The sequence below is a fragment of the Paenibacillus periandrae genome, assembly GCF_022458865.1.
Taxonomy (GTDB): domain Bacteria; phylum Bacillota; class Bacilli; order Paenibacillales; family NBRC-103111; genus Paenibacillus_S; species Paenibacillus_S periandrae.
On sequence record NZ_JAJNMU010000048.1, the window covers coordinates 21,057 to 35,343 of the forward strand.

At 45.6% G+C, this 14,287-nt stretch carries 15 protein-coding genes; 13 read left to right on the forward strand and 2 right to left on the reverse strand.

Translation table 11 applies throughout. From position 1 onward, the window contains the following. Nucleotides 1-54: 54 nt before the first annotated feature. The 4 genes from LRL21_RS42850 (at nucleotide 55) to LRL21_RS42865 (ending at nucleotide 1,993) form a co-directional block, all read left to right on the forward strand. A complete protein-coding gene (locus tag LRL21_RS42850; RefSeq protein WP_240421868.1) occupies nucleotides 55-330 on the forward strand; it encodes a sigma-70 family RNA polymerase sigma factor in 276 nt (91 codons plus the stop codon). 20 nt (nucleotides 331-350) lie between these two features. Next, the gene (locus tag LRL21_RS42855) at nucleotides 351-500 is read left to right on the forward strand and encodes a hypothetical protein (RefSeq protein WP_240421869.1); all 150 of its coding nucleotides are present in this window, start codon (nucleotides 351-353) and stop codon (nucleotides 498-500) included. Nucleotides 501-612: 112 nt separating this feature from the next. Continuing rightward, nucleotides 613-1,458: an NmrA family NAD(P)-binding protein gene (locus tag LRL21_RS42860; RefSeq protein ID WP_240421870.1), complete on the forward strand. Its 846-nt coding sequence runs from the start codon at nucleotides 613-615 to the stop codon at nucleotides 1,456-1,458. Next, the gene (locus tag LRL21_RS42865) at nucleotides 1,442-1,993 is read left to right on the forward strand and encodes a PadR family transcriptional regulator (RefSeq protein ID WP_240421871.1); all 552 of its coding nucleotides are present in this window, start codon (nucleotides 1,442-1,444) and stop codon (nucleotides 1,991-1,993) included. Before LRL21_RS42860 ends, LRL21_RS42865 begins: the two co-directional genes overlap by 17 nt. Before the next feature lie 408 nt (nucleotides 1,994-2,401). Here the strand turns inward: LRL21_RS42865 and LRL21_RS42870 are convergent, their stop codons facing one another. Continuing rightward, a complete protein-coding gene (locus LRL21_RS42870) occupies nucleotides 2,402-2,668 on the reverse strand; it encodes a hypothetical protein (RefSeq protein ID WP_240421872.1) in 267 nt (88 codons plus the stop codon). Between the two features lie 1,170 nt (nucleotides 2,669-3,838). Between LRL21_RS42870 and LRL21_RS47415 the strand changes: the two genes are divergently transcribed. The 9 genes from LRL21_RS47415 to LRL21_RS42915 all read left to right on the forward strand — a co-directional run bounded on the left by LRL21_RS47415 (nucleotide 3,839) and on the right by LRL21_RS42915 (nucleotide 13,092). Continuing rightward, a complete protein-coding gene (locus tag LRL21_RS47415; RefSeq protein WP_240421873.1) occupies nucleotides 3,839-3,994 on the forward strand; it encodes a hypothetical protein in 156 nt (51 codons plus the stop codon). A gap of 627 nt (nucleotides 3,995-4,621) precedes the next feature. After that, on the forward strand, nucleotides 4,622-5,182 hold the full coding sequence (locus tag LRL21_RS42880) for an RNA polymerase sigma factor (protein WP_240421874.1): 561 nt from the start codon (nucleotides 4,622-4,624) through the stop codon (nucleotides 5,180-5,182). A 171-nt stretch (nucleotides 5,183-5,353) separates the two neighbouring features. Next, on the forward strand, nucleotides 5,354-6,808 hold the full coding sequence (locus tag LRL21_RS42885) for an ABC transporter substrate-binding protein (RefSeq protein WP_240421875.1): 1,455 nt from the start codon (nucleotides 5,354-5,356) through the stop codon (nucleotides 6,806-6,808). Continuing rightward, nucleotides 6,801-7,682: a carbohydrate ABC transporter permease gene (locus LRL21_RS42890; RefSeq protein ID WP_240421876.1), complete on the forward strand. Its 882-nt coding sequence runs from the start codon at nucleotides 6,801-6,803 to the stop codon at nucleotides 7,680-7,682. The genes LRL21_RS42885 and LRL21_RS42890 overlap by 8 nt, the downstream gene beginning before the upstream one ends. An 18-nt stretch (nucleotides 7,683-7,700) precedes the next feature. Beyond that, the gene (locus LRL21_RS42895; RefSeq protein WP_240421877.1) at nucleotides 7,701-8,573 is read left to right on the forward strand and encodes a carbohydrate ABC transporter permease; all 873 of its coding nucleotides are present in this window, start codon (nucleotides 7,701-7,703) and stop codon (nucleotides 8,571-8,573) included. 21 nt (nucleotides 8,574-8,594) lie between these two features. Then, nucleotides 8,595-9,761, forward strand: a complete 1,167-nt coding sequence (locus LRL21_RS42900; protein WP_240421878.1) for an efflux RND transporter periplasmic adaptor subunit — start codon at nucleotides 8,595-8,597, stop codon at nucleotides 9,759-9,761. Nucleotides 9,762-9,803: 42 nt separating this feature from the next. Further along, the gene (locus LRL21_RS42905; RefSeq protein WP_240421879.1) at nucleotides 9,804-10,511 is read left to right on the forward strand and encodes a response regulator transcription factor; all 708 of its coding nucleotides are present in this window, start codon (nucleotides 9,804-9,806) and stop codon (nucleotides 10,509-10,511) included. 1 nt (nucleotide 10,512) lies between these two features. After that, nucleotides 10,513-11,955 carry a HAMP domain-containing sensor histidine kinase gene (locus tag LRL21_RS42910; protein WP_240421880.1) on the forward strand — a complete coding sequence of 481 codons (1,443 nt, stop codon included), beginning with the start codon at nucleotides 10,513-10,515 and terminating at the stop codon, nucleotides 11,953-11,955. A 12-nt stretch (nucleotides 11,956-11,967) separates the two neighbouring features. After that, nucleotides 11,968-13,092 (forward strand): hypothetical protein, encoded by a 1,125-nt coding sequence (locus LRL21_RS42915; RefSeq protein ID WP_240421881.1) that lies wholly within the window; start codon nucleotides 11,968-11,970, stop codon nucleotides 13,090-13,092. Between the two features lie 138 nt (nucleotides 13,093-13,230). Here the strand turns inward: LRL21_RS42915 and LRL21_RS42920 are convergent, their stop codons facing one another. Continuing rightward, complete coding sequence (locus LRL21_RS42920; protein ID WP_240421882.1) at nucleotides 13,231-13,521, reverse strand: hypothetical protein; 291 nt, start codon at nucleotides 13,519-13,521, stop codon at nucleotides 13,231-13,233. Nucleotides 13,522-14,287 lie beyond the last annotated feature (766 nt).

Below are 14,287 nucleotides of genomic sequence, written 5' to 3' on the forward strand. Positions count from 1 at the left end.
GGATTGTAAGCCCGCTGGCTAATAAAATTACCAGCGGTTTTTTTGTGCGACGCGATGAACAAGACCGCATTTGACGAACCATTATTTGCAAGCTTAAAGCCAGGCTTAACCTCGTTCTGTTACCGAATGCTAGGCTCCATGGACGATGCCGTTCAGGAGACGAGTATTCGGGTCTGGCAGAGCTGGAGCACGTTCAGACAGGATTCCTCGTTCAAAACTTGGGTCTATCGGATTGCCTCCAACCTGTGCTTGGACAAGTTGAGACAATCCAAACGCCGCGCGCTTCCCGTTGACCTGTTCGACCCGGTGATCAAATACACATACGTATAGGTAAACACGAATGAAAAAATATGATTGTGACCGTGCGAGGATATCTGGAAGACGGTCGTGCGGATCTCGCGCTGCAGGTCGAAGGAAGGCCAGCAGGCAACCATGAAGCGATGAAAACGTGTGAAAATATCCGAAAACGGTCGCGAGGATCTCAGTCCAAATTGCAGTAAAATCTCTACGATTAAGTCATCACGGATTCAAAAACTTGAAAATATAGTTTAATTAGACTATAATTTTAAATAGTCTAATTAAACTATATTTTCAAGAAAAGAGGTCATGTTTATGTTATTTATTACAGGAGCAACTGGAACCGTCGGAAATCAGGTCGTCAAATTCCTTAATGAAAAAGATGTGGAATTTAAAGTGCTCACTCGGACTCCGGAAAAACTGTTGAAAGACAAAACAGATAAAATGAGCATCGTCGCTGGCGATATTAAAGATTGCTCTGCCTGGTCAAAAGGCTTGGGTGATGTTGACACACTATTCTTAATTCTCTTGGACGATGCCGAAGAAATTTTACAGGCGGCAAAAACAAATGGAGTTCAAAATATCGTGTTCTTATCTTCAGCTTCGATCAATCGTTCCGATTCAAATCACAATGATAATGCAAAAAAACATAAAGAGGTTGAAGATCAAATCAAAGCGTTTGGTTTTAACTATGTTTTTATCAGAGCCGAGGCATTTATGCATAATGCCATTTACTGGAGAGATCTTTTTAGGTACAATAAGGGCACTATAAAGTGGCCAGCCTTAGATGCAAAATTGGCAAGTGTGCATGAAACAGATATTGCCGAAGTGACTAGTGTTGTTTTAACCGACTTTACCAAGTTTTCAGGTCAAGTATTGACGCTTACAGGAGCGAATATTCTTAGCCAACTGAACATATTGTCAGAAATTTCAAAGCAACTGGGACAACAGATTGGCTTTGAGGAGCAAACCATCAATGAATTTCATTCATACATGAAAAATTACATCGATGAAGAATATATTAACCTTAGAATCCAAGACTGGGAGTACACTTTAAAGCGCGACCTGAGCCTTACAAATACGATCCTGACTATTATTGGGCGGGAACCTCTTACGTACAGAGAATGGGTTTCTGAGCATTTAAATGATTTCAAATTTTAAACAGAAAGAGGAATTCACGATTATACCCTTATTGATACTTGGCTTATTGAAGGATTGTGGGCAATCAAGCGCTTATGAGTTGCTAAATATATTTAAGGAGCGAAATTATAGGTACCTCGTACATGTTACGAAGGGATCTTTGTATTATAACCTGCAAAAATTAGCTAATGAGGGCTTTGTAAGGCTTGTTGAAGTCGTTAGCATAAACAACTATCCCGAACAACATATCTACGAAATTACAGAAGAAGGAAACGATTACTTCGATGCTTTAATGGAGAAGTATTCCATTAAAACCGATGACTTTACTTTAACCTTTTATATGACAACATTGTTTGCACATCAATATGATCCAGAACAATATAAAAGAGCCATATCTGTACAAATTGAAAAAACACAGAAAAAAATTGAAGAAATTGATTTTGTGCTAAATTCCAAAAAAGATATTATCTACGATACCGCAAAATCCATGATGAAAAATGTAAGGGCACACCATGAATTAAACTTGAAATGGTTTCATGAACTACTAGAACAATAACGCGAAACCTTTGAAATGAGTTCAAATGGTGCACACTTATGGTCCGATTCGCCGTATCGCTACCATAGTAGAAACGTCTGAAGCCTGCTGCTCCTTGGCAAGCTTTATGATTTCAGATATGCCCCTATCGAACACCTATTATTTATGACTCTCATGTCCTCAAACTGAAGCTGCATACAGATTTTGTAATACATTCATTGATGCAAAGCCGATTTTTTCAGATCGAGAATATAGTCACAAAAAGAGCCCTCTAGAACTTCACTTCTAAGGCTCTTTTTTTGCGTATTGGGAGTTATACTTGATTCCTTTTAAACGCGCGGCACTCGCGTAGCAGCTCGATACTAAAGGCCAGCAGACCTTTCAGGTAGCAAATACCTGCAGCATTCAGCATATCTGGAGTGATGGAGCTCACCGGTAGTTCCTCCGGAAGACGGCCGCGGAGATCTCGCGCTGCTGGTTATAGGAAGTCCACCAGGCAACAAAGAATTGATGGCCAGCAGCTGAGTGGCTATACGTGCAGCAAGCCAGGAGACCAGGACACACTGGTATTTCTCTGTAAGATTGCTGCACGGATCTCGCGCAGTATGTCGTAGAAATACCTGCAAGCAGCAAGGAAACGATGGCCAGCAGCTGAGGGCTAACGGTCTGCAGCAAACGAGGAGACCAGGAGCTCACTGGTAGTTCTCCGGAAGATGGCTGCGGGGATCTCGCGCTGCAGGACGTAGGGAGGCCAGCAAACGACCAGGAAACGCTGGCCAGTAGCTGAGTGGCCAATAGTATGTAGCAATCAGGATCTCACCGATAGTTCCTCCGGAAGACGGCTGCGGGGATCTCGTGCTGCAGGACGTAGGAAGGCCAGCAGGTGAGTAGCCAAACGTCTGCAGCAAACCAAGGTGTCAAGGAATTGCGCTATCGTGCTCCGATAAAAAAACTGTCGGTTGACAAGAACATTATCTCATTAAGTGCCACGTAAATCGTGGCTTTTTTGTGTTATGGGATAAAGTTCTTGTCAAATTTCAATGACAAGAACTTTATCCCATTCCCGACAACACAACGGGGGAGGGGCATCGCGTTCTCGTTATCCAAGAACTTTTAGTGGATGATAAAATCCCTAGCCGAATCGGTATTTAACGACTAGACCGCTGCATGACAGCTCCTCTTCGATGTCCATAGAGGGAGGAAGCGTGGTACTAGTGGTGGGATATTTGGAAAATGGGGGGATCGATAATGGCGATCGCTCCTATATCGGCCGACCTTTAAAGCGAGTATATGATTTCCGGTTTAACCGATCACTTAATTTATCGTCATATTACCAATTTAACATGGACGTTTTAGAGGGAAGACTGCAGCCGGATGAGAGTGGCGAGTGGAAGGGGCTATGCGGTGAATACGACTACAGATTCCCTATGAGAACACGTATGAACCGATCAAGCTCGGAGCCAAGGAGAAGTCACTCATCGACCGCTGTACCGCCGCTGTGTGCCACAAGTATTAGCAGAGCAACTATAAGGGACGGCCTTCGACATTGCAAGATTTTCGCGCTGAACTGCTCAAAGAGGCAGAACCGGAGGCGCATGACATCGCGTTGGCCAGTGAATTGTTTACTTCCGGCAGTTTGAATACGTTTGCCCAATTGACTAACGTCAACGTCCACAATCGCCTCATTTGCTAAGATATTCTCGACCTGGGCAAGCAGTTTCTCCCTATCGGTATGCTGGTCGTACTCGACAACATTTTAAATCGGATTACACAAAATCGCGCCATAAGCAAGAATACGTTTATCCTTATCGATGAAATCTATCGTCTGCTCCAGCACGAATAAAGCGCTAGCTTTCTGTTCACGCTTTGGAAGCGCGCCTTTTTACGGGGATTACGCAAAATGTGGATGATTTGCTGCCTGACGGGAATGGGAAGGTGGGTAGTTCACTTGTGCCGTTTACCGACAAGTTCCCGCGGAACACGAAGCTGTATAATTTAATGACAACGAAGTCCGGAGAGTAATAACAAACAGAAGTAAGCGGATGATCACTAATATGATCAACCGCTTACTGTTTTGTTTAAAAAATATAATGTACGCTTGAAGCTTTGTCTTTCGATATTGGATAACAATCGATTATTTCCAAAATCATGTAAAAACTAGGGCAGTATGGAATTGTACGAGGCTGTTCCGGGAGTGAATGGCAGTTAGCGAGATTGCACGGCCGCGGAACAGCATTTGCACCGATACCTGGGGGACATACGATCCAATCGGTACTAGATGAGGCTATCAAGCGTTGCGCCATGAAATAAACCGGAAGTGATACACTTCTTATGTATGAATTATGGATATTGTAGATGATCCGTTTTCTAGAGTAAGTCCGGACAACATTGAAAAGATATTGAGACATTTTGTTTACAAGCTAGACGGCTCTTATTGACAAGTGTCCTCTATACTCAAAGAGTGCAAATTCAGACCTATCAAGGGATGAAATATACGATCTGAAAAATTTGGTTGTCCGATATGTTCAGGACAGACAAGCTACCCTCTGTTTGTGGATCGTAAAAACCGCAGAGCCATTATGATTTTTATTTCTCCATTAACATACTGGAGCAGATCAAGACGATGGAAGACGATCGAGGTGCAAGATTTTGAACTCCAAGACGAATTTTGATTATTTGAAATACAGGGTCGAGACCGACGAATCGAAAGCGCTGCTGGAGGATTTGATGACCGCCTACGGCAAGGAAGTTTGGAATTACGTCTTCAGCATAACCCGCAAAAGGGACATTGCGGACGACATCACCCAAGAAGTGTTCATCAAGGTGTACCTCCATCTCGATTCGTTTCGGAGGGGTTCCTCCTTTAAGACCTGGCTGTTCACCATCACACGCAACACGACTATCGATTTTCAGCGTTCACCTTTCTTCCGGAAGGTCACGCTGTTCGACTGGCTGGAGGAGCCGGACGGGGGGAGATCGGTCGAACAGGAAGCGCTGGAAAAATGGGCCTTGAATGACCTGTGGGCCATGGTCTTCAAGCTGCCGGCGAAATATCGGGAAGCCATCATCCTGTTCGCTCATCATCAACTTTCGATGAAAGAAATGGCCGACGTGCTCGGTGTCACTGAAGTAGCCGTGAAATCACGGTTGTTCCGTGCCCGCCAGAAACTTGCGAAAATGAAAGTGATAAGCGATTATGGCTCCGATTGAAAAAGTATTATAAGGGCAATATGAGCGTCGCAATATCATAGGTATCAAGGAGTTATCAAAAGTTCTGCTCGCTGAGACATTTTGTTTACAAGTTAGACGGCTCGTATTGACATGTATCCTCTATACTCGAAAGAGTACATATCAGATATACCAAGGGAGGAAAAAATCACGATGAAAAAAATGAGAAGAATGATGATTGTCCTGATAGGCTGCCTGCTTATCGTTGTGATGGCCGGATGCAGCGGCAACAACAAAGAGGGGGCAAGCAGCGGAACTGGAGTACAGGGCTTGCAGGGAACGCAAACGGATGCTCCGGCAAATCCGGAACACCAGGCCGCTTTGCCTACACCGGATCCTAACAAACAGAGCACCCTTGTTTTCATCATGTATAAAAACGACCCCTACCTTCAGGATGCGAAGAAAGCGTACGAGAAAAAACACCCGAATATCAAGATCGATTTGAGATACACCATTAAAAATGGGAGCGAAGATGTTTCCGGAGTGAAGCAGGAAAAATTTCAATCAACCTTGATTGCGGATTTTCTGAAGGGCGAAGGCCCCGACATAATCGTGATGGATAACTTGCCCTCAAGCAAATATGTCGGCAAAGGTTTGCTTACGGATGTGAGCCGGATGATGAGCGGCGACCCAGAATTTCACAAAGAGCAATATTTCCAGAACATATTGGACAACTTGAAAGAAAGCGACGGCGGTTTGTATACCGTGCCGTTATCGTTCTCCTTGTCCGCATGGATGGGAGATCAGGAGGCATTGGAGAAGTCGGGCGTGAAATTCGACGACAAAACCTGGACCTGGAATCAATTCATCGACACAGGAAAGGCGCTATCAAAATTGGGTGGCAACAAGTACGCGCTTGTTACAAAAGCACCGCAAGTTATGTTGTCAGATATGGCTAGTACCAGCTACCCTCTGCTTATGGATCGTGTAAACCGCAAGGCCCATTTCGATTCCGATTTCTTCATTCAAATGCTGGAGCAGATCAAGACGATGGAAGCCGAAAAGGTTGTTTCGTTTGTCTCCAATCTAAGAGAGAGCAAAGCTTATTTTACAGAAACAGAGCTGCTGACCCCTTATCATTATTTTCTATATACAGCGGATATGAAAGAGAATGGGGGAAATAAGCCCAAGTTATATGAAAAACCAAAGGCAGAAGGCCAGCAGCCCGGAGGATACTTCTCTCCGCTTACAAATATCGCCATCAACTCGAAATCTTCCTTACAATCGGAAGCGTGGGACTTTCTCAAATTCCTGATGTCGGGAGAAGCGAGCGCTGCTTCGAGTTGGGGACCGGATGGTCTTACTTATGAAGGGCAAGGGTACAATGGGACGTTTCCGATCTCCAGAAGGGTTTATGAAGCAAAAACAGACAAGCTGCTGCAGGCGGGCGAAGTACCTACGGTTACGAACAATGGCAAGATTCGGGTGACGAAAGAGGATCTGCAGGAATTGGAATCCATTCTTTTGCAAGCCAACAAACCAATCGCCCAGATGGATATAGGGGTAAGTTTGTTTAAAGAATCACCGGCCTTCTTCAGTGGGCAGAAATCCGCCCAAGCCGTGGCGAAAATCCTCCAGAACAAAGCAACGACCTACCTCAATGAATAAACGTCGTTTTTTATCCTGGCTGCGTAAAGACGAAATCACGGCAATCCCTTTTCTGGCGCCCAGTTTGTTGGGATTTTCCCTGTTCTTTGCGATTCCGTTTGCCATGAGCATCTACTATTCGTTCACCGATCGGGTGTCCGATGGAACGTTCGTCGGTGTGAGCAACTATAAGGAACTGCTGCTGAGCAGTTCCTTTCGCAAAGCGGCCAGCAATACTCTGCTCTTCACTGGGGTTAGCGTTCCGCTTCTGATCGTGCTATCTCTGACCCTGGCGCTCTTTCTCAATCAGCAAATTTGGCTGCGGAACGCAATGCAGACAGCTATTGTCTTGCCTCTTGTTGTCCCCGTCGCATCGATCGTGATGATCGCACAAATTTTCATCGATTGGAACGGCGCCTTGAACGCCTGGCTGCACCGTATCCATCTTCCGCGCATCGATTGGCTGAATTCGGATGGATCGATAATCATCGTGGCCATGATCTATATATGGAAAAATATCGGATACAACATGATACTCTACCTCGCGGGACTTCAGACGATCCCGCGCAGCTATTACGAAACGGCGCTCGTCGAAGGCGCAGGCAGGGTTCGCCGGTTTACCGGCATTACGCTCGTTTACTTAACGCCAACGATGATCTTCGTCATCCTCATGTCGATCGTCAATTCGTTCAAGGTGTTCCGGGAAATTTACTTGCTTGCGGGTCCATACCCGTATGACCGCATCTATATGATGCAGCATTATATGAACAACATGTTTTTCTCGCTCGATATCCAGAAATTAACGGCTGCCGCTGTGCTCATGGTTGGCTGTATGGTGATGTTAGTATCCTTCCTGTTGTCGTTCGAACGAAGATTTCAGAAAAATATGGAGTAATCGGGAGGAGAGGAGCCCATGCTAGAGACACGGAAGTTCCCCACACTGGTCTTTACTCTTCTCGTCGGTATTGTCGCGATGGTCATGATGGTGCCGATCATACTGACGATAACGAACTCGCTGATGACCGAAAGGGAGATGGGCTTTAATTACGATTTGGTGGGCAAGATGACCGATGCTTCGGCCAAAGATGCGTTCGTCAACTTAAAGTTGATTCCGGACTGGATTACGCTGGATCAATATAAGAAGCTGCTGATCACGACGCCAAAGTTTCTTCAGATGTTCTGGAACTCGGTGCGATTTGTCGTTCCGATCGTTGCCGGACAGGCGGCGGTTGCCGCGCTGGCTGCTTACGCCTTTGCCAGGCTTCTTTTCCGAGGGCGCGATACGTTGTTCATGATCTATCTGATGACGATGCTCATGCCGTTTCAGGTTACGCTGGTTCCGAATTACATCATGATCGACAAACTTAGCCTCATGAATACATCGGCTGCAATCATCCTTCCGGGGATTTTCGGTGCATTCGGCGTCTTTATGGTGCGCCAGTTTATGGCAAATCTTCCGCATGTCTATACGGAAGCTGCCAAAATGGATGGCGCGGGGCACTTCACCATATTTATCCGCATCATCCTTCCTTTAGTTAAGCCGGGCTTGGCTGCATTGATCGTGCTGTTGTTCGTCGATTATTGGAATATGGTCGAGCAGCCCCTCATCTTCCTGAAGGAGGAATTCCAGTATCCGCTGTCGCTATATTTATCGCAAATTCAACTAGGCGAGCGAGGTGTCATCTTCGCTGCTTCCGTTCTATATATGGCTCCGATGGTATTGCTTTTTTTGTACGCCGAAACGTATTTGATCGAAGGCATCGAGCATTCCGGCATCAAGGGCTAGTTGAAGGTAGGAGTGGTTGTAATGGAAGCTCTGGCAAAAAACGAAAAACGGGAAAAACGCAAGCGCAATATCGCCGTGATCGCCGGCTTGTTTTTCGCTTTTCTCATCGCTATGACCTTGTTCGGCAACACCTTGGTCGCATTGACGCTGCCGAAAGTGATAACGGAACAACCTGTCTCCGGCACGCTCGATCTCACCTTTCAAGGCACTGCCACCCTTAGGTCCGCGATAGAAGTCGATCTATCGAACCCCGGTGGGTTAACAACGATGAAAGTGCTGGTGAAAGAAGGAGATACGGTCCGTAAAGGGCAAATTTTGGTTCAGTACGACAACAGTGAAGCGGAACAGCAAATTGATGCGGAACAAGACGTGCTGAAAAAGACAAAGCTTGACTTGAACAGACGGTTTGACGAATATAAACAAGTCGCCCGCGGCGAAGACCCCGCTGCAATCGCCGCGGCCCAGAATGCATTGGAAAATGTTAAACTCGATATTGCCGCGCAGGAGAAACGGATTCGAATGCTACAAACCCAGAAACTGGTCAAAGGAGAGCTCTTGGCTCCTTTTGACGGCATTGTGACAGCCGTGAATGCCATCGAGGGTCTCCCTTCTACAGCGTCGGATATTCGTCTTTTTTACACGGATAAAGGACTTCGATTCGATATACAGGTGCCGGTCGATCTGGCAGCCTCGCTTGCCAAGGGTGATCCTCTCAAGGTCCGGGTACTCGGTAAAAACAGTCGTATTGTTCAAGGACAGATTATGATAATCGAAGCAGGTAATGCACCCAATATCCACGACATGTCGACCGACGGCTCCCAAACAAGTTCGACCTCTTCGGGCGAATCCCCTACAGTACGTGAGACAAACCGCCTGCTTGTGAGTCTTCATGACGAATCTCTGCACAAAGGCGATCGTGTGCAGGTGGAATTAACAAAGACAGTCGGCGACGAGACACTTATTATTTCAAGCAAAGCGGTGCGACAAGATCGGAATGGTGCCTATGTATTTACGCTAGAGAGCACATTCGGACCGCTCGGAAATGTGTATTATGCATCCAAAAGACCCGTTACCGTCTCTGGTGCAAACGAACAACAAACTGCAATCAGTGGTGATTTTTTGGATAAAGTAAACATCATTTTGGAGAGTAGCGAGCCTCTCGAAGATGGTCAGCGAGTACGATACTAAGTTATAATGATGAATATAATATCTCTTTAAGAAGGAATTCTTATGAAAAAAACCAGAATACTCATTATTGAAGACGAAGTCGCCATTGCGGATATATTGGAATACGGTTTAATCGAGGAAGGATACCATACGAAGAAAGCTCATACGGGCACGGATGGATTGAAGGTGCTTGCGGATTTTCAACCCGATTTGCTTATACTCGATTGGATGCTACCCGATCAGAGTGGGTTGGACATTTGCAAGAAAGTGACAGCCTCCTATAATATTCCCATTCTGATGATTACCGCGAAATCGGATATTACCGACAAAATATTGGGGCTGGAGTTCGGGGCGGACGATTACATCACGAAGCCGTTTGATATGAGAGAGGTTAATGCCCGAATCCGCACGATTCTTAGACGAGTCGATCAAGCCGATCGGAGTAAAGAGGAGGCTGTGGAAGCCGGAGGACAAGTCTTGCGGTTTAAGGATATCGAAATTGTCACCAGTGAGAGATTGGTCAGGAAGGGTGGTAAGGAAATTGAATTGACGCCCAAAGAATACGACCTTCTCCTCAGGCTGTATACCCACAGAGGGAAAATTTATACCCGATCGGAACTTCTAGATGACGTATGGGGTTACTTTTACTCCGGGGATACAAGAACAGTCGATACGCATATTCAGCGGTTGCGCAAAAAGCTGGATATTAGCGATTTGATCACAACGGTTTTCAGCATCGGCTACAAATTCAATAGTCAAACGGATTTGTAATATGATACGGACCATTCGAACCAAATTTATGATCGGTTTTTTCATTATTTTTGGCGTGTTTTTCCTGATCCTTCAGCAATGGGTGACGGTAAATATCGAATCCGGCAATCGAAACATCGTGAACAATCAGCTCCAGGATTTGAAAAACAACAGCAATAGCTTTATCCAGCAATCTTTTCTGACGCATCACTTCACAAGCGATGAGATTTATTTTAGGCAAATAGCCGAAGAGACGGCTACGGAGCTGCAGCATGCTGCTTCCAGCAGGGTTGCGATGTATTCGCTCGCTGGCGAGTTGCTCTACGCTTCTGATCCAGCAGTCTTTACGACGAGTGAAGAGGATTTGCGGCAGGCGCAGCAAGGCAAGACCGCGTATACTCTTACGCGGTCCAATGGGGACGCTTCCGTATTATTTGCTTATCCAGTCGTGATCCGTGGCACGAAAGTAGGTATTTTACGCTTTGCCAAGGACTTTACTCCCCTTTACGAGCAAAGCGGCTATATGCAGCGTACGATATTTTCGATTGCGCTGGCCGTATTTGCCGCCGCGTTCCTGTTCTCTTATCTCCTCTCGCGGCATATCACCGTTCCTCTAAGCAAGCTGACGAAAGCTACCGCAGAGGTAATGAATGGGAATTTTCACGTTCGCATCGCGGTTAAGCAAAAGGATGAAGTCGGTCAGCTGGCGGTCAACTTTAGCAGTATGGTCGAGAAGCTTCAAGAACAGTTTGCGATCATCGAGAAAGACCGGGACAGGCTCGAAGAATTGAATCATCATCGGAAACGATTTTTCGATCAAGTCACCCACGAACTTAAAACACCGTTAACCACGATTATGGGATATGCGGAAATCATTCGTAAGAACGGGATCAATGACCCGGCCCTTTTCCAAAAAGGGGTGAACCATATCGTAGACGAAAGCAAGCGGCTGCATGCTATGGTTTTGGAACTGCTCGAAAGGTCTAAGGCGACGGAAGTGCATCATACGGATATAACAGTGGACGCGGCGCAAATTTTGTTAGACGTTTGCGACACGATGGCAATCAAAGCGCAAAGGTACAAGAAGACCATTCGCTGCGAAGCGGACAAAGGGCTTTTTGTTCGCGGCAAGTCGGATCGACTACGGCAGTTATTTATCAATCTGTTGGATAATGCGATCAAATATTCGTACGCGCACACCGAAATTATCGCGATTGCCAGCTTGGAGGACGATCGGATCCGAATGATCGTATCCAATCAAGGGGAGACGATAAGCGCAGACAATTTGGTAAAAATCTTCGAACCTTATTATCGGGCAGGACATGCCTACACGGAATCGGCAAGTATCGGACTCGGCCTCAGTATATGCAAAGGTATTGTGGACGAGCACCGGGGTCGCATCCGGATATCAAGCGATAACGGGTTTACGAATGTGGATATGGACTTTCCGCTCGCGAAAGCTTAAGAGGGGATGACGATGAAAAGACGAACCAGCCTGTATGCATTACTTGCGACTGTTTGCTTTTTGCTGACCGGCTGCCTGGGAGCGCCGCGGACGGAGACCATTATTTTGAATGATGCGGTGCAGCAGCCGTCCGGCGAAGAAGCTTCGCCTTTTACGGTACAAACGATCTATTCCGTACTGGATGGACAAGGGGAAGGCATATATCCGATTGGATGGATCGATGCCAATGCGCTGCTCGCGTTTACGCCCGAGTATCCGTCCCGGTCCCGTTTGGATCGAGTGAATGAGCCGTATACCGCTCGACAGAAATTGTCCGAGGTAGGCGTATTCACCTATCCCCAGAACAGCCTCGTCTTGTCGCCGGATCGGCGAAATGTAGCTTATATAAGTGTGTCCGGCAGTGTACTGCAATTGAACTTGCATTCTCTTGGTGACAGCGGAAATACACTCATTGAAACCACGAAAAACAAGCAACTCTTAAATGCGCGGATGTCGTGGTCGAGCAACGGCCGCTTACTCTGTTATACAATTGACAACGAGGTAGAGAAGGCCATTCAAATAAGCGTCTACGATACGATAGAAGGAAAGTCGAGACGGTACACTCTTCCGCTTGCGCAACAGAACGAACTCGTTTCTTCGGTTTATGTATCGGACAGTGGCGAAGCCGCAGTCATTGTCAAGCGATTGGGTCAAGACTCGGTGCTGGAATTGGGTGAATTGAGGGGAAATGAATTCATCAGCCAATACCGTCATCCTATAAGCAATGAAGACTGGGTAGAATGGATTCATCAAGATCAAATCGCCTTTGTTGGGGCGGACGGAATATTGTATGCTTACGATCAGCGCAATGATGTCCTTTCGGTTTTGCTGAACGATATCGGACAATTCCGCCTGTCAAGGAGTGACCGCAAATTTATTGTCTATACAAAGGACGGCGATGCTGTTTATGCCGCCAGTATATACGGCAACAATGTGTTGAATATGAAGCAAATCTATAAGGGAATCGTACCTTATCAAATGGTTTGGAGCCCGGATAACGGTAAATTGCTGCTCATCGGTTCAAAACTAAAAGAGCAGTCAAAGTCAAAGTTGTATACAGAGTTGAAGTACCAGGGCCTGGTCATTGAATTCAAATGACTGGTTCTTGTCCGGTTGCGGGTTCAGACGGAGCAAAAGGATGGCCTTAAAACTTGCCATTTCAGGCAGCGAGGTGAACCTTATCATTTAACGGCAAGCTTTTACAGTTAGGCGTTCAATGGTATGGCTTTCCCTATCTTACAGTATAGATCCCAAATCGGATTGATCCCAAAAAGCGCTCAAATTAACGGTTACAACCTCGATAACGTCTTCTACCATCGATTCCAATGAACGGACTTGAGCGTCTCTGCTCCATTGCAAGGTGGATCCAAATATGCCCCAACTGACGACAAGAGCCCTAGCTTCCAGCTTGTCTTGAGGGAGGCTCTGGTTAGGTTCCGATTTAAACCAATGGAGCAGGAGACGATACAATTCTCTTTGCATGGCTTTTTCAAGCATCGGCTCAAACTGAACTTGGTGTAAAAGCAATTGATACGCTTATTAAAGAGGGTAAAACGGTTCCTTACCGAACTGTTTCGGACAAATCAAAGGTTATTGATCCAGAAGGAATAGGTATAGGAATTAAGCCTTTTTTCCAAATGGAACAATTTTCAACTCAGAAGAAATTGGTTATGAAAAACCTTCTCCGCAAATTTACCAAAAAGCATTAAATTATTTTGGTGTTTCGACAGAAGAAGCTTTATTTGTCGTAACATTATAAATGATACGGATCACCGCTTTTTATCCTATGAAAAAGATGTTGACTGCTTTTCTGATTTCCTAATGGAATATTTGTGTAATGATGAGGTGAAGTTGAAGTTGTTCGAACGATAAAACATCGTCTAAAAAAGACGGTGTTTTTTTGTCTGTCGGGAATTACATCTGAGTTGTGTCTAAAAATATTTTTATCAATGGCTTTTGATAATCCAACAGATGACAATAAAGCACTGAGTAAATACGTTGATCAACGACAAACACGCGGCGGGAATGAGATAAAGTTCTTGTCATTTATGGGATAAAGTTCTTGTCAAATTTCAATGACAAGAACTTTAAGTCTAATAACGGCGATGTAATGGCACCAATTGAAGGAGAGGGGAGCTATTTATTTGTAATTAAAGACAGTAATGAATTCTGTCATTCAAGAAATTACGGATATAGCTCAAAGCTTACGTTGAGAGCTGAAACAACTAAGAAGCTGCTCCCGGCATGGCTCGACCAGAGTGGCAGCAGCGGTGTGCGGGCATGATAACACAGT

What these genes read in the sequence shown, in the direction of transcription:
- LRL21_RS42895 (WP_240421877.1), top strand. Translation starts at nt 7,701, where the DNA reads ATGCTAGAGACACGGAAGTTCCCCACACTGGTCTTTACTCTTCTCGTC.
- LRL21_RS42860 (WP_240421870.1), top strand. Translation starts at nt 613, where the DNA reads ATGTTATTTATTACAGGAGCAACTGGAACCGTCGGAAATCAGGTCGTC.
- LRL21_RS42900 (WP_240421878.1), top strand. Translation starts at nt 8,595, where the DNA reads ATGGAAGCTCTGGCAAAAAACGAAAAACGGGAAAAACGCAAGCGCAAT.
- LRL21_RS42915 (WP_240421881.1), top strand. Translation starts at nt 11,968, where the DNA reads ATGAAAAGACGAACCAGCCTGTATGCATTACTTGCGACTGTTTGCTTT.
- LRL21_RS42905 (WP_240421879.1), top strand. Translation starts at nt 9,804, where the DNA reads ATGAAAAAAACCAGAATACTCATTATTGAAGACGAAGTCGCCATTGCG.
- LRL21_RS42910 (WP_240421880.1), top strand. Translation starts at nt 10,513, where the DNA reads ATGATACGGACCATTCGAACCAAATTTATGATCGGTTTTTTCATTATT.
- LRL21_RS42850 (WP_240421868.1), top strand. Translation starts at nt 55, where the DNA reads ATGAACAAGACCGCATTTGACGAACCATTATTTGCAAGCTTAAAGCCA.
- LRL21_RS42865 (WP_240421871.1), top strand. Translation starts at nt 1,442, where the DNA reads ATGATTTCAAATTTTAAACAGAAAGAGGAATTCACGATTATACCCTTA.
- LRL21_RS42885 (WP_240421875.1), top strand. Translation starts at nt 5,354, where the DNA reads ATGAAAAAAATGAGAAGAATGATGATTGTCCTGATAGGCTGCCTGCTT.
- LRL21_RS42855 (WP_240421869.1), top strand. Translation starts at nt 351, where the DNA reads ATGATTGTGACCGTGCGAGGATATCTGGAAGACGGTCGTGCGGATCTC.
- LRL21_RS42890 (WP_240421876.1), top strand. Translation starts at nt 6,801, where the DNA reads ATGAATAAACGTCGTTTTTTATCCTGGCTGCGTAAAGACGAAATCACG.